General features: G+C 64.3%; 5 protein-coding genes. All 5 read left to right on the forward strand.

Annotated features, from left to right (window positions below):
• Positions 1 to 13 precede the first annotated feature (13 nt).
• The 5 genes from KP814_RS21645 (at position 14) to KP814_RS21665 (ending at position 22,463) form a co-directional block, all read left to right on the forward strand.
• Positions 14 to 3,568, forward strand: a complete 3,555-nt coding sequence (locus KP814_RS21645) for an amino acid adenylation domain-containing protein (RefSeq protein ID WP_253938549.1) — start codon at positions 14 to 16, stop codon at positions 3,566 to 3,568.
• A 37-nt stretch (positions 3,569 to 3,605) separates the two neighbouring features.
• The gene (locus KP814_RS21650; protein ID WP_216738726.1) at positions 3,606 to 9,527 is read left to right on the forward strand and encodes a type I polyketide synthase; all 5,922 of its coding nucleotides are present in this window, start codon (positions 3,606 to 3,608) and stop codon (positions 9,525 to 9,527) included.
• Complete coding sequence (locus tag KP814_RS21655; protein WP_216738727.1) at positions 9,527 to 14,422, forward strand: non-ribosomal peptide synthetase; 4,896 nt, start codon at positions 9,527 to 9,529, stop codon at positions 14,420 to 14,422. Before KP814_RS21650 ends, KP814_RS21655 begins: the two co-directional genes overlap by 1 nt.
• 116 nt (positions 14,423 to 14,538) lie before the next feature.
• The gene (locus tag KP814_RS21660) at positions 14,539 to 19,170 is read left to right on the forward strand and encodes a non-ribosomal peptide synthetase (protein ID WP_216738728.1); all 4,632 of its coding nucleotides are present in this window, start codon (positions 14,539 to 14,541) and stop codon (positions 19,168 to 19,170) included.
• Positions 19,167 to 22,463 carry a non-ribosomal peptide synthetase gene (locus KP814_RS21665; protein ID WP_216738729.1) on the forward strand — a complete coding sequence of 1,099 codons (3,297 nt, stop codon included), beginning with the start codon at positions 19,167 to 19,169 and terminating at the stop codon, positions 22,461 to 22,463. The genes KP814_RS21660 and KP814_RS21665 overlap by 4 nt, the downstream gene beginning before the upstream one ends.
• Positions 22,464 to 22,502 lie beyond the last annotated feature (39 nt).

Genomic DNA, 22,502 nt, shown 5'->3' on the forward strand with positions numbered 1-22,502 from the left:
GTGTTGGGTGACTATGGAGTCAGGCATTCATAATTTTCTCGCCCAACTGGCGGCAAGCGATGTGCGCTTGCGACTGGATCAGGGCGCGTTGAAACTGAACGCGCCCGCCGAACTGCTGCAAGATCCAGTCGTCGCCGGACTGATTGACGAACTGAAGTCCCGCAAGGACGAAGTGATCCGCTTTTTGCAACGACAGAGCCGCGCCGAAGGCGACACAGTAGCGCCCGCCGGGCGCGAGCAACCGCCGCCTCTGTCATTCGGACAACAGCGCCTGTGGTTCCTCGACCAGCTTGAGGGCGGCGGTCACGGCTATAACATGCCCACCGCCATGCGCTTGCAGGGTCCGCTGGATGTGGATGCGCTGCGCAAGAGTCTGCGCGCCCTCATGGTGCGCCACGAAGTGCTGCGCACGCGCTACCCGGACAGCGAAGCGGTGTTTGTGGAGCCGCTGCCCTGCGTGGAGCTGGCGGAGCTGGATCTGTCCGCCCTGCCCGCGGCGGAACAGGATCGACGCATCCAGGAGCTGGCGGCGTCAGCGGCGTTCGAACCCTTTAATCTGAAGCTGGGGCCGATACTGCGCATGCAGCTGCTGCGTAAAAGCGCGCAGGACCATGTGCTGCTCATCACCCTGCATCATATCGTCACCGACGGCTGGTCCATCGGCGTCATGGTGGAGGAAATCTCCGCCCTGTATAACGCCATATCCCAGAACCGGCCGCCCGCGTTGCCGGCGCTTCCCATTCAATACGGCGATTACGCGGCGTGGCAACAACGACGCTACGCCCGCGACGCCAGCCCGCCGGAACTGGACTGGTGGCTGCCGCGGCTGCTGGGCGCGCCGTTGCGTCTGGAGCTGCCTCTGGATTATCCGCGCCCGCCGGTGCAGAACTTTCATGGCGACGTGGAGCATTTCACGATTCCCGCCACCTTGCTGCAACCGCTTAAAGACCTGTGCCGCCGTCACAACCTGACGCTGTACATGGCCACGCTGGCGGCCTTTGGCGTGCTGACGGCCCGTCACAGCGGTCAGGACGATCTGCTGATCGGCTCCCCGGTGGCCAATCGCAATCGCCGCGAAGTAGAAGGACTGCTCGGCTATTTCGCCAACACCCTGCCCCTGCGGCTGCGTCCCGGCGCTTGCGCCACCACTTCTGAATACCTGGATCAGGTGCGGGATTTCTGCGCGGGCGCCATGGAGCGTCAGGAGCTTCCCTTTGAAAAACTGGTGGAAGCGCTGCGGCCGGAGCGGGATCTCTCCCATAATCCGCTGGTGCAGGTGATCTTCGCCCTGCAGAACTCGCCACGGCATACGCCGCACCCGGAGCTGAGCCTGCGCGGCCTGCTGATCGAGCCCCTGGCGCTGAAACGCCGCAACGTCAGCGTGGACCTGGAAGTGCATCTGTGGGAGGTGGATGGCGAGCTGCAAGGTCAGTTCGTCTACAACAGCAGCCTGTTCGAGACCGCCACGATCCGCCGCATGATCGGACACTATCGCAAACTGCTGGCGGAGCTGCCGAGAGGCCTGAATACGCCGCCGCTGCGTCTGCCCATGTTAAGCGCGGCGGAAACCCAGCAATGGAACGACGCCGCCGCGACGGCAAAAGCGCTGCCCAGCGACCGCCGCATGACCGACCTGTTGCGGGAAGCGACGCTGGCTCATCCTCATAAAACCGCCGTGGTCTGCGGCGACCAGCGCATCAGCTATCTGGAGCTGGACCGGCGCGCCACCCTGCTGGCGTTGCAGTTGCAACATCTTGGCGTCGCCCCGGACACGCTGGTGGCGGTCTACCTGGGACGCAGCGTCGACATGATCGCGGCGCTGGCGGGCGTGCTGAAATCCGGCGCCGCCTATCTGCCTATTGATCCGGCCAACCCCCGCGACCGCATCGCCCATATGCTCGCCAGCGCTGGCGCGGCGCTGGTGGTCACCCACTCGGATCTGGCGCTGGATCTGCCTGAGGGCTGCACCCTGGTGCGCCTGGACCGCCTGTTGCGCAATGATCCCGAGTGCAGCGATCCCCTGCGCCACCTGCATACAGACGACGCGTTGAGCCGCCAGCCCTGCCGTTGCGGCATACCAACGCCGAGCAACCCGGCGCGGCCGGATCATCTCGCCTACGCCATTTTCACCTCCGGCTCCACTGGCGCACCCAAAGCCACGCCTATCGAGCACCGTAACGTGCTCAACATGCTGGCGGCGCTGCAACCCATCGTGGAATTTTCAGCGGACGACGTATGGACGCTATTCCATTCCTACGCTTTCGACTTTTCCGTGTGGGAGATCTGGGGCTGTCTTTTATATGGCGGCACCCTGCTGGTGACCACTGAGGAAGAGCGTCATAACCCCCACGCTCTGGCCCGGCTGCTGCGCAGGGAGAACGCCACTGTGCTGAACCTGACTCCGAGCAATATGGAGAAACTGCTGGCGGCGACCCGGGAGGACGACGCATTTCCCTATCAATTACGCGCTTTCTGCTGCGGCGGCGAAGCGTTTCCCGGCCGCTTGGTTTCGCCGATATTAAAATTCGGCCTGCCGGTATGGAATTTTTACGGCCCGACGGAAGCCACCGTGTGGTCCTCCATTCATCGGGTCACCGGCGCGGACGCAGAGCTGGCGACGCTGCCTATCGGCGCGCCCCTGGCCAACTATCAACTGTACGTCATCGACTCCTTTGGCGAGCCAGCGCCGGCGGGAGTCGCCGGTGAGCTGTGCATCGGCGGCGCCGGCGTTACCCGGGGTTATCTGGGTCGGCCGGAGCTTAATGCGGAGCGCTTCGTCAATATGACGCATCCGCTGTGCCGCGGTCGCGTCTACAAAACCGGCGATCTGGTGAGACGCCGCGCAGACGGCGCTATCGATTATCTGGGACGCAGCGACTTCCAGATCAAACTGCGCGGGTTCCGCATCGAGCCGGGAGAAATCGAATCGCTGCTCACCGAGCATGCGCTGGTGAGTCAGGCGGTGGTGTGCAAGCAGTACGCGGAGGACGGCGGCGAATATCTGGCCGCGTTCCTGGTGCCGCGCCGCGCGCCGGACGATCCAGCCAGCCTGTTCGAGGAACTGCGCATGCTGGCCCGCAGCAAGCTGCCGGAGTACATGGCGCCCACCAGCTATATGATCCTGTCGGAGCTGCCCCTCAACAGCAACGGCAAGATCGACCGCAAACGTCTGCCCCAGGCCACGCCCAGCCGGGTTTCCTCCGCCGTGTTCCAGGCGCCCCGCAATCGTCTTGAACAGGAAATCGCCGCGATCTGGCGCGAAGTTCTTGGGCAGGAACGCATCAGTATCTACGACAACTTTTTCGATATCGGCGGCTATTCCCTGCTGCTGACGCGAGTTTATGAACGCCTGCTGCGCCTGGAGTTCCGGACGCCGCTGACCGCCTTGTTCAATTATCCCACCATCGCCCAGCTCGCCGCCCATCTGGCGGACCAAGAAGGCGGCGGTGAGGAGAACGAACGCGCCGCATTGCGGGACAGCGTCGCCCAGCGCGTGGACCGGCAACGACAGGCGCGCCGCCGACAGGCCGACGCCCGCGCTGTGAGTCAATCGCTGCCAATCAAGTAAATGCAAGAACAATAAACGGAAGAAAAAGAATACAACCATGAAGGACACCCTATCCCAAGACATCCCAGCGGACGCTATCGCCATTGTCGGCATGGCGTGCCGCTTTCCCGGCGCGGACGACATCGAGGGGTTCTGGCGCAACCTGCTCGACGGCGTGATCTCCACCACCCGCTTCACCCGTGAACAACTGCTGCAGGCGGGAATTCCCGCCGCGTTGATCGACCACCCGGACTACGTTCCCATCAAAGGCGTGGTCAACGATTACGACAAGTTCGACGCCGCTTTCTTCGGTTATACGCCCCGGGAAGCGGAAATGATGGACCCGCAGCATCGGCTGTTTCTGGAAAGTTGCTGGCGCGCGCTGGAAGACGCCGGCCACACCGGTCAGGGCGAGGAAAACCGCATCGGCGTCTTCGCCGGCGTGGGCATGCCCACCTATATCCTGCGCAATATCATTCCGCACCCGCAATACACCGGGCCGGACATGGATTATCAACTGCTGATCGGCAACGACAAGGACTTCGCCGCCACCCGGGTCAGCTACAAAATGGACCTGAAAGGCCCCAGCTTCAACGTCAACACCGCCTGCTCCACCTCCCTGGTGGCGGTGCATCTTGCCTGCCAGAGTCTGCTGTCCTGCCAGTGCGATATGGCCCTGGCCGGCGCCTCCACCCTGCGCGTGCCTCAGGAAGAAGGCTATCTGTATCAGGAAGGCGGCATTCCCTCCCCCGACGGCCAATGCCGCGCCTTTGACGCCGACGCCCAGGGCGTGGTGGGCGGCAGCGGCGTGGGCGTGGTGTTGTTGCGCCGACTGGAGGACGCCCTGGAAGACGGCGATGATATCTATGCGGTGATTCGCGGCAGCGCCATTAACAATGACGGCGCCGATAAAATCGGTTACACCGCGCCCAGCGTGGACGGCGAAGCGGCGGTGATCGCGGAGGCGCAGGCCCTGGCGGACATCTCTGCGGACACCATCAGCTACGTGGAGGCCCACGGCACCGGGACGCCTCTGGGCGACCCCATCGAAGTGGCGGCGCTGACCAAAGCCTTCCGGCTGACCACCGCGCGCAAAGGCTTCTGCGCCCTGGGATCGGTGAAAACCAATTTCGGCCATCTGGACACCGCCGCCGGCATGGCCGGTTTGATCAAGGCCGCCCTGGCGATCAAGCACGGCAAGATTCCCTCCACCCGCCATTTCCAGCGCCCCAATCCAAAGCTGGATCTGGAGAACAGCCCGTTTTTCGTCAACGCCGACGCCATCGACTGGCCCGCCGATTTACCCCGGCGCGCCGGCGTCAGCTCATTCGGCGTCGGCGGCACCAACTCCCATGTGGTGCTGGAGCAGGCCCCGGACGCCAATGCCCTTCAGGATTCGGAGGCGGCCCTGCCGCAACTGCTGCTGCTCTCGGCCCGCACGGAAACCGCGCTGAAAAGCGCACAGGAACAATTGAGCGGCCATCTGCGAAACCTGCCGCCGCAGGCGCTGCCAGACGTCGCTTTCACGCTGGCCTGCGGCCGTCGACGCCTGGAACGACGCGCCTATGCAGTCAGCGACGGGGAGGCGACGCTATTCCGCGCAAGCGGAGGTCAAAAAGAGCACGAAGGTGGAAATCAGGAAGAGCGCCCTATCCACCAACTGGCGTTTCTGCTCACCGGCCAGGGTTCTCAATATGCGGGGATGGCCGGCTCCCTGTATCGTCGCTACGCGTCTTTTCGCCGGGATCTGGATCAATGCGCGGACCTGCTGCGGCCGTTGCTGAACCGGGATATCCGCTCGCTGCTTTGCGACGACAAGGAAAAAGACCGCGCCCTGACGCCTACCGCTCTGGCGCAACCGCTGAACTTCGCGCTGGAGTATTCCCTGGCGCGTCTGCTGCAAAGCTGGGGCCTGCAACCCAATGCGTTACTGGGTCACAGTCTGGGCGAATATGTCGCCGCCTGTCTCGCCGGGGTGTTTACTCTGCCTGACGCCCTGCGCCTGCTCAGCGAACGCGGTCGTTTGATGCAGGACACCGCCGCCGGCGCCATGCTGGTGGTCTCCCTTGGCGAAGAGGGCGTCATTCCCTATCTGCGCGCCCACGCCGGCGACAAAGGCCAGGGCGAGCGTCTGTCTCTGGCGGCGGTCAACAGCCCGGAATGCTGCACCCTGTCCGGCCCGCCGGCGGCGATCGAACAGCTACAGGCGCGCCTGATCGCCGAGGGCGTCACCTGCCAGCGTCTCAACACCAGCGGCGCCTTCCACTCTCCGGCCATGGAGCCGGTGGCGGCCCCCTTGCGCGAGCTCTTGCGCGGTATGCGCCTGCAGGCGCCGCAGATTCCCATTGTCAGCAACCTGACCGGCGACCTGCTGCGCCCGGAACAGGCGACGGACCCGGACTACTGGGTGCGCCATATGCTGGAGCCGGTGCGCTTCTCCGCCGGCCTGCAGACATTGCGGCGGGAAGGCGTGGATGTGTGCGTGGAAGTGGGCGCGGGACGCGCGCTCACCGCCCTGGCTCATCAACAGGGCTGGCGTCACGACGCTTTATCGTTGATTCCGGCGGCGTCCCGTCGCGAGCATCCAGAGCGACTGCTGCTGGAAACGCTGGGGGAACTCTGGCGTCGCGGCTGCGACCTGGATTGGCGCGCCTATTACGCCGACGTCATCAATGCCGCCGCGCCGGAGACCCGCCGTCGCTACCAGCGTCTGCACTTGCCGGGCTACTCCTTCGCCCGGCAGCGCCATTGGATAGATCCTCCCAGCGGTCAGACGGCCGCGCCGAGCGCCCGTATCCATCAGGCGGAGCCGCCGTTACAGGACTGGTTCTATGCGCCGTCATGGCGGCGTCTGCCCATGACCGCCGACCTCTCAGGTCAGCCGTCTCCTGCTATGCCAGATACAGACAAGTCAGATACAGACGCCAAGCCCCGTCACTGGCTGGTGTTGGTGGACGACGCCTCGCTCGCCCAAGGCTTGCGGGCGGAAATTGAGCGTCGCGGCGACAGTATGACTCAGGTGCGCTCAACCTATGCGCCTCAAGATTCACACCCGGCGAACGCACTCCATATAGATCCCGCTAAGGAAGAAGATTTCCAGGTTCTGTTCGCGCAATTGCAGGCGGACAACCAGATCCCGGATGTCGTGTTGCACGCCTGGGCCTACGCGCCCCACATCGACGCCACAAACACCACAAACACCACAAACGCCACCAACGAACAGCAACGCAGCGAGAAACTGCTGAATCTGGGGTACAGCAGTCTGATCCGGCTGATCCAGCAGTTCGATAACCTGACTGCGCCTATGCCCATGCTGTGCGCCGTCACCGCCACGGCGCAAACGGTGCTCGGAGATGAAACCATTACGCCGGAGCTGGCGGCGGTCATGGGGCCGATCAAGGTCGCGCCCTTGGAATACACCGACCTGCGCAGCCTGTGCATTGACGTTATCCCGCCGCAATCACAAACCCAGCAGGACGCGCTCTGTCGCGACCTGATCGATCTCGCCCAGCGCCCCAGCGATGAACCCTTGCTGGCGTTGCGCGGCCTGGATCTGACGCAACCGCCCCGCCATCACCGCTGGGTCTGCGAATTCACGCCCACGCCCACCGCGGCGGTCAGCGACCCACAGCAATTACCCTTGCGTGATGACGGCGTGTACCTGATCACCGGCGGATTGGGCGGCATCGGCCTGCAACTGGCGGAATGCGTTGCGCAACAATGCCGCGCCAAGCTGATTCTGGCCGGTCGTCAGCCCGCTCCCGCCTGGAGCGAAGACGCCGACGCCAACCAGGGCGGCCTCATCAAGCAGTTGCCTGAGCCCAAGCGCATCGCCGCCATGGAAAGCGAGCTGAAGGACGAACTGGGGATTCAGACTGTCGACGCCCATCCGGGCCTGCGCAGCGATCTGCACGGCCTGTGCTCCGCCTATCTGGGCCAGTTTATCGCCGCCCTGTGGCGGGACCATCTGGGCGAGACAGACGTCGTCAGCGTGGACGAATTCATCCAGGTCTGCGGTCTGGACGCCCGCTTCGACAAGTTCTTCCGCTGGATGTTCGCCATTCTGGCTGAAGACGGGTTGCTGCAACTGGACAGCGAGCAATTGCGCCGCCTGCCCGCGCTGCAGCAACTGCCTGACACCGCCGCCCTGCGCGAGGAAGTCAGTCAGCGACATCCGGGCTTCGCACCCATGCTGGCGTTTCTGGATCACTGCATCAGCCACTATCGCCCCGCGCTCACCGGCGAAATCGACGCCATCAGCGTGCTGTATCCCTCCGGTCAGGGGGACAAGCTGCAGAAAGCGGCGGCGGAAACCGTGGAGCATACGCATCACCGTCTGTACGGCCTGTTACTGCAACGCCTGCTGCGGGAACTGCATCAGGCCCGAGCGTCGCAGCCTGACGCCAAACCCTTGCGAATTCTGGAGATCGGCGCCGGGGCCGGCATCCTTACCGACTGGATCGCCCCCGCGCTGCGTGAAGCGAACGTGGAGTACTGGTTCACCGATATCGGCCGCAGCTTCGTGATGGCGGCGGAAGAACGCTTTCAGCAAGATCCCGATCTGGCGGGCAAAATGCGTTTCGCCAAATTCGACGCCTCGCTGCCGCCGGAGAAACAGGGGCTGGACCCGCACAGTTTCGATCTGGTGATAGAACTGGACGCGGTGCACGCCACGGCGGACCTGCCCGCCACCATGCGCCAGACCCAACGTCTGCTGGCCCCCGGAGGCCTGCTGTGCCTGCTGGAGTCCACCCACACTGAGCGCTGGACCAACATGGCCTATGGGCTGGCGGCGGGATGGTGGTATTTCGCCGACGGCCTGCGGGAGAACTGTCCGCTCCTGTCCCTGCCGCAGTGGCGTGCGTTGCTGGAAGAGCTGGGCTATCAGAACGTGCGCGCTTTCCCCGGCGCAGATATGCGGCCGGAAGAAGTCGACTGCGGCCTGATACTGGCCGCCGCTGGCGACGCCGACGTGGCGGAGCCGTTCGCCCTGGTCAGCCCCGACGCGGAACGGAGCGCCCGCGACCGCAGCGCAAAACTGCGCCGACTGCGCAGCCTCGGCGCCCAGGTGATGACCTTGCAGACGGACATTGCCGACCTGGCGGCGCTACAGGAACAACTGGCGCAGGCGCAACAACGCTTCGGCCCCATCAACGGTCTGATTCATTGCGCGGCCTCCGAAAACCGCGGCCCCATTCAGCTCAAACAACCTGATCCCGGCGCGGGCGAGTTCGCCGCCAAGGCTCACGGCGTGCGCAATCTGCTGGCGACCTTGGCGGTCAAAGAGCTGGATTTTGTAGCGCTGTCCTCCTCCACCAGCGCCGTGGCTCCCGGGGTCGGCGACGCCGAATACTGCGCCTCCAACTCCTGCGTGGACGCCTTCGCCCATCAACTCCGCAGCCAGGGCGTAGCGGCCTTGTCCATCAACTGGGAACGCTGGCGGCATGTGGGCATGGCCTGCGCCTATGAAGCGCTGTATCGCCAGAAAACCGGCCAGGACCCGGAGGGCGGCATGGACCCCGCCACCGGCGCCGACGCCTTCCTGCGCATGCTGTCCCAACGCGGCCTCAGTCAGGTGCTGATGTCCCGCCGCCATATCGACGTTCTGTTGCAGGACTCCCGCAACGTCAACCTGCAGCGCATCGTCGAGCAGAGCCGACTCAGCAACGCGGCTCAGGACGAGCAAGCCGGCGCCGATGCGCCCGCCACCGAGCTGGAACGGGACATCGCCGCCATCTGGCGCGAGGTGCTGGGAGTCAATCTGGTGGGACGACACGACAATTTCCATGATCTGGGCGGCGACAGCCTCATCGCCATCAAGATGGCGTCGCGGCTGAAAAGCCGGTTCTCGCCCGATATCAGCATGCAGGCCCTGTTCGACTACCCCAGCGTGGCCGCCTTCGCTGAATGGCTGCAGCGCGCCTGTCCGGAAGCCGTGGACACGGACCTGTCGGAAGAAATGGATGAAGGGGTGCTGTGATGGAAGTGTACGCCTTTCTGCGGGAAGTCGAACAAAGCGGCGTGCAGCTTTGGAATGATAACGGGCAACTGCGCTACCGGGCTCCGAAAAACGCCATGACGCCGGAGCTGGTCGCCCGTCTCAAGACCATGAAGGAGACCATTCTGCCCCTGCTGCCCAGGCAGCCTGCGCCGCCGCGATTGCAGGCGGTGGCTCCGCGCCGGGGCATTCCGCCGCGCGCCCCGGCTTACGCCAACAATGCGCCATTGACTCTGAATCAGATGGGACTCTGGTTCGTGATGGCCATGGCGGAGCCGCAGACCGGCCCAGTAGGCGATGCCGCCTACGATATACCTGGCGACGCCGCCTACAATATTCCCGAAGCGTTGCGCCTGGACGGCGTCATCGACGTCAGTCTGATGCGTCGCTGTCTGCAACGTATTGCGGACCGCCACGAAGCCCTGCGGGTCAGCTTTATTGAAGGGCCGGACGGGCCCCGTCAGCACATCGCCGAACAGGCGACCCTGTCGATGACCCAGGAGGACCTGAGCAGTCTGGAGCCCGGCGCGGCGGAGCGCGCCGCCGCCAGACTCGCGGATACGGAGGCCCTGGCCCCTTTCGATCTGGGACGCGCGCCCCTGGCCCGGGCGCGTCTGTTGAAACTGGGACCGCAGCGCCACGTGCTGCTGTTTACCCTGCATCACATCATCGCCGACGGCTGGTCCAAGGGCATTCTCACTCGTGAGCTGATGACGCTTTACGCCGGTTCCGGCGAATTGCCGCCATTGTCCACCCAATACCCGGATTACGCCTGCTGGCAACAGCAAAGCTTCTTGCCAGCAGAGCTGCCCCGTCTGCGGGAATACTGGCTGCCGCGCCTGCAGAACCTGCCGCCGCCCCCTGATCTGCCCTATGATCACCCGCGCCCCCGGCAACGCAGCTATCGCGGCGCCAGCCATTTCATCACCCTGTCCGCGGACCGGGGCGACGCCCTGCAGGCCCTGGCCAAGCGACAGGGGTGCAGCCTGTTCATGGCCCTGCTGGCGATTTTCAACATACTACTGCAACGCTACAGCGGCGCCAGCGATCTGGTGGTGGGCACCCAGGTGGCCAACCGGGAGCGTCCCGAGCTGGAAAACGTGGTGGGCTTCTTCGTCAATACCCTGGCGCTACGGGTCGACCTCAGCCGGGTCGCCAATTACATCGAATTGCTGCAACAGTTGCGGGAAACCACCCTGGGCGCGTTCGCACATCAGGAAATGCCCTTCGATAAACTGGTGGAAGCATTGCAACCGGAGCGCCGCCCCGGCTACGAGCCCATCGCCCAGGTCATGTTCCTGTTGCAAAGCGCGCCCATGGAGAGCCTGCGACTGCCGCGCCTTACGATTGAATCCCTGCCGATCAACCGGGGCAGCGCCAAGTTCGATCTGTCGCTGCTGGTCACGGAGACCGATGGGGCCCTGCAATGCGAGTTTGAATACAGCCTCGACCTGTTTGAGTCAGGGACCATCGAGCGCATGGCCCGGTACTTCGCCACCCTGGTGGACAGCGTGATCATGGCGCCGCAAGCCGAGCTGGATCAGCTGACCATGATCGACGCCGAAGACCTGCGCCAGCTCCGCGCCTTCAACGAACACTGGCGCTCGCCGCCCGCCGCGGCGCGCCCGGTGGAGGAGCCCATTCTCGGAGACGACATCGTCAGTTGCTTTCGTCAGCAGGCGGTCCGCAATCCGCAGTTGACCGCCGTCATCGCCGACGACGGCGAGTTAAGTTACGCCGAGCTGGACCAACGCAGCGACGCGCTGGCGGCGCGCCTGCGCCATCAGGGCGCGTTGCCGGACCAACCGGTGGGTTTGTGCGTACAACCCAGCGTCAATCTGATCATCGGCATCCTCGGCATCCTGAAAAGCGGCGCCGGCTATATGCCCATGGACATCGCCCACCCCCGCGCCCGCCTGCACCATCAGATCCGCGACGCCAAGTTGAGCCTGATCGTGGTCGACCAGGCCACACTGAACCCCGCCCGCTCCACCGTGGCGCCTTATCCCGCCGAGCTGATCTGCATTGAGCAGGCCCTGACCAAACCCGTGGCCGCGCCGACCAGCCCACTCGCCATACAACGCAGCCAACTGGCGTACATCATCTACACCTCCGGCTCCACCGGCGCCCCCAAAGGCAGTCAGGTGGAGCATCACAATGTGCTGAATCTGGTGGAAGGGCTGCGGGAGCTGGTTTATCAGAATTATCAGGAGCCGGTGTGCGTGGCGCTGCTGGCCAACCCCGTTTTCGACGCCTCGGTGCAACAGATCTTCGCCGCTCTGCTGCTGGGACATAAACTGCTGATCGTGTCGCCGGAGAAGCGTCTGGAGCCCGCCCGTCTGGCCCAGTGTTTTCTGGATCACAACGTGGCGGTGGCGGACTGCACGCCGAGCCTGCTGTCGATCATGACGGCGGACAGATTGCCGGCGACCCCCGGCTTGCGCCTGGACGCCCTGCTTACCGGCGGCGAGCCGCTGACGCGGGAGCTGGCGCAGTCGTTTTATCAGCAAAACCCCAGAGCCACGCTGTTCAACGTCTATGGTCCTACAGAGTGCACCGTGGACGTGACCGCGCTGCGGGTTCCCCGGGACAATCCCTATCACTTTCCCATCGTTCCCATCGGGACGCCCCTGCCCAACGCGCAGGCATTCATTCTGGACAGGTTCTGTCAGCCGGTTCCTCTGGGCGCCCCCGGCCAGATATTCATCGGCGGCGACCCGGTCGGCCGCGGCTATTTGAATCAACCCGCCCTGACCCGGGAAAAATTCTCCTATTACCCCGAAATTTCCGAACGCCGCCTGTACGCCACCGGCGACTGTGGACGCTGGCTTCCGGACGGGTCCATTCAATATCTCGGCCGCATGGATCAGCAGATCAAAATTCGCGGCCATCGGGTGGAGCCGGGAGAAATTGAGTCGCACTTACGTCAGCATCCCGCGCTGGCGGAAGCCGCGGCGATCGCCCTGGAAACCGAACCGGGACGCCACGAACTGGCGGCCTATCTCACCCTGCGGGAAGAGGCGCAGGCGCCCGCGGTGGAGGCGCTGCGCAGCTTTCTGCAGGATCGCGTGCCGGACTATATGATTCCGACGCGCTGGTCGTTTCTGGAACAGATGCCGCTCACCGCCAGCAACAAGATCGACCGTCGCGCCCTGCCGCAATGCGAAGCTACCGCTCCTGACCATGAGAAGCGCCCGCGCCGCGCCTCTGAGGGCGCCAGAGAAACCGCGTTGGCGGAGGTCTGGGGCGGCGTGCTGAATGTCGCCGATATCAGCGCCCAGGACGACTACTTCGCCCTCGGCGGCGACTCCATCAAGGCGCTGCAGATCTCCGCGCGTCTGCGCCAGATCGGCTGGCGCATGGAAGTCAGACAGATTTTCGAATACCGCAGCATCGCCGAGCTGGCGCCGCAACTGCAGGCCATCGTAGAGACCGTCGCCCTCAACGCCGCGCCGGCGGAAGCGCCGCTGACGGCGATCCAGCGCTGGTTCTTCAATCACTTTGAAGGCCGTCACGACCATTACAATCAGGCGGTATTGCTGCGTCCGGCCCAGGCGCTGCAAATAGAGCCGCTGCAGCGCAGTCTGGCCGCCCTGCTGCGCCGCCACGGCGCGCTGCAACTGGCCTTCCAGGGCGAGCCGGACCAGTTGCGTCAGGTGCGAGTGGAAGTGGACCCTGACAGCATACTGAGTGTCGTTGATCTGCATCCCTTGCCTGACCCCACAGATACCACAGCAGACCCGAACGCGGACCTCACGGCGCAAATGGAAGCCCATATGGCGGACCTGCAGACCCGCTTCAACCTGCGCAAAGGCGGCCTCTTCAAAGCAGCGCTGTATCGCCTGGGCGACGGCGAGCAACGTCTGTTTATGACCGCCCATCACCTGATCATGGACGCGGTGTCCTGGCGCGTGCTGCTGGAAGACCTGACCCAGGCCTACGAACAGGCCGTCGACGGATCGGAGATTACCCTGACGCCAGTGACGGATTTCGCGCAATGGGCGCAGGCCGTCAACAGCGGCGCGCCGGTATTTTCCCAGAAAGAGCTGGATTACTGGCGGCGTCAGGAGAGCCTGCGCGCCAGTCAGCCAACGCCTGCGCGCCTGCAACGCCGTGACGCGGCCTACCACTACGTGGAAAGCCATCTTGACGGCGGCGCCACCGAACAATGGCTGCGCGACGCCAATCAAGGCTACCGCACCCGGGGAGACGAACTGCTCATCACCGCTCTCCTGCGGGCGCTGATGCGACAAGAGCTGGCGGCGCCCAGCCTGTTGCTGGAAGGACATGGCCGCGAAGACCTGGGCACCGGTCTCGATATCTCGCGCACCCTGGGCTGGTTCACCAGTCTGTACCCCCTCGCCTTCGCGATTAACGCTGAAGACGAGATCGACCGCCAGATCAAGGTGGTGAAAGAGACCTTGCGCAGCGCGCCGCAACAGGGGGCGGGCTACGGCATCCTCCGCTACATGCGCGACCAGAAGAATATCGACAGCGACGACGCCATCGCCTTTGCGCCCTTGCCTGCGGTGGCGTTCAACTATCTCGGCCAGTTCGACCGCACTTTCACCGGCGACCTGTTCCAGCTGGCGGAAGAAAACGCCGGACCAACACGGGACCCGCAGGCGCTGAACCTGCAGGCGCTGGAAGTGGTGGCGCTGGTGCTGGACGGTTGCCTGCAGTTGCGTCTGACCGGCTGCGCCGGCTGTTTCAGCGCCGGCGATCTGGTGAAGTTCGCGGAAGCGCTGATGGACGATCTGCGCCGCATCATCCGCCACGCCGCCGGCAAAACCGAAGCGGAGCTGACCCCGGCGGACATTGATTATGACGGCTTCAACCTGGAGGAACTGGATGAGTTCATAGACCGGTTGAGTTAACCCGTTCCGCTCGTATGGGAAGACGTGCGGGAAAACGCCTTCAGCGGTCGCAAAGTCCGCGCCGCTGAAGGCGTCAGATCCAGAAGTCCCTGAACAACAAGAATCGGACAAGGACCATGACAGTTACCAAGAAGGACATCAAGAACATCTACCCCCTGACGCCGGTGCAGGAAGGCATGCTGTTTCATGCGCTGCTGGAGCCCGAATCCAGCGCCTATTTCCAGCAGACCGCCTGGCGGCTGCGGGGCGAACTGGACGCAGACGCCTTTGAACAGGCCTGGCGTCTGCTGGCGCAGCGCCACGATCTGCTGCGCACCCTGTTTTCCCATCAGCAGAGCGACCAGCCCCTGCAAATCGTGCTGCATCAGCTGCCTCCGCACATCGAGCGCCAGGACCTGCGCCATATCGACTCCCTGCGCGCTGACGCCTATTGCCGCCATTTTCGCGACAACGAACGCCGTCAGGGTTTCGACCTGACCCAGGGGCCGTTGTGGCGCATCAGCCTGCTGCGCCTGGAAGATAATCTATGGGAAGTGGTGTGGAGCCATCATCACATCCTGCTGGACGGATGGTCCTATGGATTACTGCTGAGCGAACTGCTTGCGACCTATCGCAGCCTGTGTAAGGACGAGGACGCTGAGGCGCAGCTCAACCTCACGCCGACGCCCCCGTTCAGCCGATATGCGCGCTGGCTGGCGGCCCAGGATCAGGACGCCTCGGCGCAATACTGGCGGACCTACATGGAAGGCTTCACAGAGCCAACGGAGCCGCCGTTTCGCAAATACCACGCGGACGCCCAGCCGGAAAGCGCCGAACTGAGCTTCCAGTTGAGCCGGGGCCAGACCGAGCGCCTGCAAAGCCTGTGCGCGCAACATGGGATTACCCTCAACGCCCTGTTGCAGGCGACCGTGGCGACCCTGCTGGCGCGTTGCTGCGATCAGGAAGACGTGGCCTTCGGAACCGTGGTGTCCGGCCGGCCGGCGGATCTGGCGGGCGTGGAAAACATGGTGGGGCCTTTTATCAACACCGTCCCCTGCCGGATTCGTGTCGCTCCCGATTACAGCCTGCTGCAACTGGCGCAGACGCTGCAGCAGCGTCATCTGGCGTCCGCCCCCCATCACTACTATCCCCTGGCTAAAATTCAGGCCGCCGCCGGTTTCGCCGGTCAGGATCAGGGCCTGTTCAATCTGGTGATGGCGGTGGAGAACTATCCGGTGGATGCCCTGGTGAAACGGGCCGCCGATCAGTCCGACCTGGGTTTCACCGTGGAGGACGTGTTCAGCTTCGAAAAAACCCATTACGACTTCGACCTGCAATTCATGCCCGGGGAGCGCCTGCAAGGCAAACTGATCTACAACCGCAGTCGCTACGAACCCGCTTACGTGGAGTCTATTCCACTTATATTTCAGACTATTATCGAATCTTTCTGCAGTAATATCGAGGTTAAGATCGCCGCCATCCCCCTGCTTTCCGAAGCCAGTCTGGAGCTGCTGCGGGACGTTTGCGAGGGGCTGTCCTGGCGGCCGGACAGCGACACCCTGATTGACCGTTTCCTGCGTCAGGCCCAGGCCTCGCCTCAGCGCATTGCGGTCAGCGACAGCGACAGCGACGCGCAACTGAGTTATGAAGCCCTGCGCGAAGCCGCCAACCGACTCGCGCGCCGCCTGGCGGAACAGAACGTCGCCGACGACGAGCCCGTCGGCCTGTGCACCAGCCGCTCCGTTAATCTGGCGGTGGGGGCTCTGGGAATACTGAGCGCCGGCGGGGCTTATCTGCCTCTGGATATCGCGCAGCCGGAAGCGCGTCTGCGCCAGCAAATCGTCGACAGCGGCTTGCGCGTCATCGTGGCGGATAACGCCACCCTGGCGGCGCTACGGGACATTGACGCCGGCGCCCCCGTGCAGATCCTTGCGCTGCCGGATGCGGACCAGCATCTGGAAGCCGCGCCGGAATTGGAGCTGCAACGGACCCTGCGTCCCGACCAGCTCGCCTATGTGATTTACACGTCTGGCTCCACCGGCGTCCCCAAAGGCGTCGCCGTCGAACATCGCAACGTGGTCAACCTCAACGACGCGCTCTGGGATATCGCCTACCGCCGTTACAGCCGCCCCGTCAACGTGGCGCTGCTGGCCAACGCCGTGTTCGACGCCAGCGTGCAACAGCTGTTTCCCGCCCTGCTGCACGGACACAGACTGCTGGTGGTGGATCAGGACACGCGGCAGGACGCCGCCCGTCTCACCGACCTGTTCATCCAGCAGCGCATCACGCTCAGCGACTGCACGCCCACCTTACTGGCGCTGTGGCTGCCGGAGCTGGCGCGGCGCAGCGACGAACTGGCGCTGGACACTCTGCTGGTGGGCGGCGAGGCCCTGCCCAGCGCGTTGGCGCAGGCCGTTGGCGAGGCCCTGCCCGCCGTACGCCTGATCAACGTTTATGGGCCGACCGAATGCTGCGTGGACGCCACCGCCTACGTCATCGACAGCAAGCGCCTGCCGCATTCACCTTATGTTCCCATCGGCCAGCCCCTGCGCAATACCCGCACCTGGGTGCTGGATCGCCATGGCGCGCCGGTCCCGGCGGGGGTTCCCGGCGAAATTGTTCTGGCTGGCGCAGGGGTCAGCCGAGGGTATTTGAACCGGCCGGAGCTGAACGGAGAGAAGTTCGTCTTCCTCGCTTCTCCCTGTTCCGCTTCCGGTGCGGTTCGCTTTTACAAAAGCGGCGACCGCGGTCGCTGGACCATGGACGGCGCGCTGGAGTTCCTGGGACGCATGGACGATCAGGTGAAAGTGCGCGGCCATCGTATCGAATTAGGAGATGTGGAGTCCCATCTGCGCAGCCATCCCGATGTAGAGCAGGCGGCGGCATTGCTCGTCGCCCCTGACTCGGAGAATACAGCCGCCAGCGCTGAGCTAATCGCTTACATTGTTTTAAAACAAGAAGTTGGCGCAGATACTTTAAGAAGATACTTACAAGAACGTTTGCCGAAATACATGCTGCCCAGCGGCTATGTCGCCCTGGACGCGCTGCCCCTGAACGCCAGCGGCAAGCTGGATCGCAAGGCGCTGGCGTCGCTGCGGCAAGGCGAGCGCCTCGGCGTGACCACCGCCTTCACCGCGCCGCAAAGTCCCCTGGAAACGCTGCTGGCGCATCTGTGGAGCGAGATTCTGGGACGGGATCAGGTCGGCGCCAACGACAACTATTTCGCCCTGGGGGGCGACTCCATCAAAGCCATCCAACTGGCGTCCCGGCTGCATCGGGAAGGCTGGAAAATAGCCATCAAAGATCTTTTCGCCAATCCGACCATCGCGGCGCTGGCGCCCTGGGTCACGCCGCTGGAGCAACGCCAGGATCAGGATTGGGCGGCTCCGCAAGGCCCGGTTCCCCTCACCCCGGCGCAGAGTCGCTTCTTCCGGGAACATAGCGAGAATCCGCGCCGCTTCAATCACGCGCTCCTGCTGCGCAGCGAGCAGCCTTTGTCCGCCTCGGCGCTACAGGCGGCCCTGGACGGGATTTACGCCACCCACGAATCCCTGCGTCTGCGCTTCTTACGGGACGACGACAACCGCTGGATGCAGGAAGCCCTGCCCCTGGACGAGGCGCCAGGAGTGCGACTACGGGACATCGATCTCAGGGACAGCAAAGACCTTCCCTCTGCGTTGATTCAGGAGGGCGAAAAGCTGCATGCCGCGATGTACCCGGAAAACGGACGCCTGTTCGCCGCCGCGCTGTTGCGCCGCCCGGACGGCGACCGATTGCTGCTGGCGGCGCACCATCTGGCGGTGGACGGCGTGACCTGGCGCATTCTGCTGGATGACCTGCTGCAAGGCTACGCCCAGGCTTGCGACGGCCAGTCCGTGAACTTGCCGGAAGCCCCCGGCTTTACGCGCTGTGCGGCGCAACTGGCCCGTTTCGGCGGCAGCCGCGAACTGCAGGCGGACATCCCCTATTGGGCGGCGCTGGAGGAAACCCATGATCTCGACGCCTCCGATAGCGAACCTTGTCGCTATGGCGACGCCCTGACTCTGACCCGGGAATTAGACCCGGAGCTGACCCAGGCGCTGCTGACCGCCGCCAATCAGGCTTACAACACTACGCCGGAAGACCTGCTGCTGACCGCCCTGGCCCGCGCCATGGCGCTCACCGACAGCGCGGCGGTCAATCTGTGCCTGTTGATGGAGAGCCACGGCCGCGACCTGCTGGAGACGGATCTGGACCTGTCCCGCTGCGCCGGCTGGTTCACCAGTCTGTGGCCGCTGTCCCTGACCTTGCCCGGCGACCGAGAACTGGCCTATCAGATCAAATCGGTGAAAGAGAGCCTGCGCCGCGTTCCCCGCAAGGGCGCGGGCTACTCCCTGCTGCAGGAATTCGGCGGCGACGCCGCCGCGGCGTTGCGCTTCAACCTGCAACCGCAGATCAGCTTCAACTACCTGGGACAGCTCGACGCGCCTCTCGCTGACGCCAGCCTGCGCTTCAGTGATGAGCCCAGCGGCGACTGCGTTCCACCCGAAGCGCCGCGTCCCTGCGCCCTGGAGATCAGCGCCATGGCCCTGGGCGGACGCCTGCGCCTGCAGCTTTGCATTGATCGGGCGCGGCCTCTGCTGGACGCCGATGTCCTGCTGACCCGCTGGAGCGAACAATTAGCGCATTTGGCTGAACACTGCCTGGGCTGCGCGGGAGCTACCGTCACGCCCTCGGATTTGACCTATTCTGATATCAGCCTGGATGAGCTGGAAGGAATCATTTCATGATAAAAAAGGAAAACCTCAAGGACCTGTATCCCTTGTCCCCCATGCAGGAAGGCATGCTCTATCAAAGCCTGCTGCATCCCGACGCGCCGGTGTATCACGAACAGGCGCTGTACCGGCTGCGCGGCGAGCTGCGGGTGGATCTGCTGGAGCAGGCCTGGGAGCGGTTATTCCAGCGTCACGATATCCTGCGCGTCCAGTTCATCGCCGAGAAAGTGTCCCGTCCTCTGCAGGCGGTGCTGCATCACCGGGTCGGCGAGTTTCATTACAGCGACTTGCGCACGGCGTCGCCGGATTTTCAGAAGGAACTGATTCGTCAGGCCCAGGCGGAAGACCGCCAGCGCAGTTTCGATCTGCAACGGGAGCCGCTGATGCGCATGCGGCTGCTGCAACTGGCGGACGACCGCCTCGCCCTGTTATGGAGCCTGCACCATATCCTCATGGATGGCTGGTGCCTGAGCCTGCTGCTGCGGGACTTCACCCTGATTTATGACGCCCTGGGCGAAGCGCGCCCGCTGGACTTGCCCGCGCCGCCGCCCTACAGCCGTTACATTCAATGGCTGGAGCGCCAGGACGCGACCCAGGCCCGAAACTATTGGCGCGGGCAACTGGAAGGCTACCATCAGGCCGCCCAGGTCCCACGGCAGCAGACCCTCGCGCCCGCCAGCGCCGGCAAACGCACCTTCACTCAGGCGCTGCCCAAGACGCTTAGTGAGCGCGTGCGACAGGCCGCTGCAGACTGGGGAATGACGCCGGGGGCCATTCTGCAGGCCGCCTGGGGCGCATTGCTGGCCCGCTACAACGATTGCGACGACGTAGTGTTCGGAACCCTGGTGTCAGGGCGTCCGGCGGAGCTTCCCGGGGCCATGGAAATGGTGGGGGTCTTCATCAACACCCTGCCGTTGCGTTTGCGCGTCGGTCCCGACGTCACCCTGCGCGAACTGGCCCAGGCCACGCAATTGCGTCTGCTGGAGGCGGAGTCGCGCCAGTATCTGCCGTTAAGCGAGGTGCAACAGCTCAGCCCTCTCGGCAAAGATCTGATCACCCATCTGTTCGCCTTCGAGAACTATCCCGCGCCGGCGCAACCGGACGGGGCTTTCCGCGACGCCATTCAGGTGGAAAGCATCAGCAAGCACGAAGACATTCCCTACGATTTCGGCGTCACCGCCACACCGGAGCATGGCCCACAGGGAACGACGCTGGTGATGCGCTACCTGTACAACCCGGCGCAGTTCGAAGGCGCCTTCGTCGAGCGTCTGAGCGGACACTATGAGCGCCTGTTGCGCCAGGGACTGGGCGCGAGCGGGGATGTGACCTCACCGCCGCTGCAGCAAATAGACCTGCTGGATGCAGCCGAGTACGACCGCCTGCGCGCCTTTCAGGGCGAGACTTATCCGTTGCCCTCTTGCGACAGTTATCTGGATCTGTTCGAGCAGGCCGTCGCCGCCGCGCCGGACAGCATAGCGGTGGAAGACGGCGAGCGTCGCATCAGCTATCGCGAGCTGGACGAACGCGCCAACGCCCTGGCCGCGTTGCTGCAGGAGCGCTATGACGTGGGTGTGGAGGACCGCATCGGCGTCGCTCTACCCCGCAGCGCCGCCCTGCTGATCGCCGAACTGGCGGCGGGCAAAGCCGGCGCGGCCTTTGTTCCGGTAGACCCGGACTATCCGCCCGAGCGCCGCCTGCGCACCTTCCAACAGGCGCAATGCAAACTGGTGATCGGCGACGCCGAGGAAGCCGCATTGTGGGGCGAATACAAGCTGTGGCGCGAGCATAGCCAGATTCCCTTCATCCCCCTGGACTCCCTCGCCCCCAACAGCCGTCGCGCCCAGGCGCCGGTTCGCGCCTGTGGGTTGCGCAGTCTGGCCTACGTGATCTTCACCTCCGGCTCCACGGGGGAGCCCAAGGGCGTCATGCTGGAGCATCTGGGCCTGATCAACCTGATCCAATGGAGCCGCCGACAGTTCGGCATCCAGGCGGACAAACGCACCACCCTGCTGGCGTCGCCAGCGTTCGACGCTTCCGTCTGGGAGTCGCTGCCGTCGCTGTGCGCGGGGGCGACCATTGTGATCACGCCGGACGCAATACGACGGGATGTAGGTCCTCTGTGTCAATTTCTGCATGAGCAGCGCATTGATATCTCTTTTCTGCCTCCCGCCTTGTGCGAGGAGGCCTGCGTCAGCTTTCCGCACCTGCTGCAGAACATCGTGCTGCAGTCCGGCGGCGACACCCTGAAAGGCATCCGCAACGGCGGCGCCAGCGACCACATCAAGGTCTCGAATAATTACGGACCCTCCGAGTTCAGCGTGTGCGCCACGTCCTGCTATCTGGCGCCCCAAGAGCCCAGCCCCTATCCCATCGGCAAGCCCATCGCCAACGCCGAGGCGTTGATTCTGGACCACCAGCAGCGCCTGGCGCCGTTGGGCGCGGCGGGAGAAATCGCCTTGAGCGGACCTTCTCTGGCGCGAGGTTACTGGGGACGCGCGGATCTCACCGCCGCGCGCTTCGTGGCGCATCCTTACAAGCCCGGCGAGCGGGTGTACCTGACCGGGGACAAGGGCCGCTGGCGCGAGGACGGCAATCTGGACTTTCTCGGACGCATCGACGACCAGTTATCCGTGCGCGGACATCGCGTGGAGCCGGCGGAAATCGAACACTTGCTGTCCCGTCATGAACACGTGCGCGCAGCAGCGGTGGCGGCGACCCGGGGTGCGGACGGACACACGCTGCTGGCGGCCTTCGTCACGCCACGCAGCGCGGAAGATTCCCCCCTGGACCTGGACGACATCCGCCAATGGCTGGCCCGGCAAGCGCCTGCTTACATGACTCCCGCCATTCTGAGGGAGCGGGAGCGCCTGCCTTTGAACGCCAACGGCAAACTGGATCGCAAGGCCCTTGAGCGCGAAGCGGAGCAACTGCGCGCGGAAGCGCCTTACGAAGCCCCGCAGACGGAAACGGAGAAGCAGGTGGCGGAGATCTGGAGTCAGGTGCTGGATCGTCGCCCTATCGGCCGCAACGATCATTTTCTGGAGCTGGGCGGGCATTCCCTGAGCGCCACCCGCGTCCTGTCGCAGCTGCGCGGACGCCTGCAGCGTGACCTGCCGCTGACGCTGCTGTTCGACAAGCCAACGCTCAAGGATCTGGCCGCCGCCATTGATGCGCTGGCGACCGCCGCAACGCCGGCGTCCGAGAGCGGCATTCGTCGCGTCGACCGCTCGCGCTACGCGGTGGGCGCGCCAAAACCGGAAACCCAGACCCCGGAGACGCAGGACCCCGCCGCGGCGGAGTCATCCTGAAGACGGAAGAAAACAGACAACAACCATAACGACAACCCA

The sequence above is a fragment of the Hahella sp. HN01 genome (assembly GCF_018986435.1).
Lineage (GTDB): Bacteria > Pseudomonadota > Gammaproteobacteria > Pseudomonadales > Oleiphilaceae > Hahella.

What these genes read in the sequence shown, in the direction of transcription:
- KP814_RS21665 (WP_216738729.1), top strand. Translation starts at nt 19,167, where the DNA reads ATGATAAAAAAGGAAAACCTCAAGGACCTGTATCCCTTGTCCCCCATG.
- KP814_RS21655 (WP_216738727.1), top strand. Translation starts at nt 9,527, where the DNA reads ATGGAAGTGTACGCCTTTCTGCGGGAAGTCGAACAAAGCGGCGTGCAG.
- KP814_RS21650 (WP_216738726.1), top strand. Translation starts at nt 3,606, where the DNA reads ATGAAGGACACCCTATCCCAAGACATCCCAGCGGACGCTATCGCCATT.
- KP814_RS21645 (WP_253938549.1), top strand. Translation starts at nt 14, where the DNA reads ATGGAGTCAGGCATTCATAATTTTCTCGCCCAACTGGCGGCAAGCGAT.
- KP814_RS21660 (WP_216738728.1), top strand. Translation starts at nt 14,539, where the DNA reads ATGACAGTTACCAAGAAGGACATCAAGAACATCTACCCCCTGACGCCG.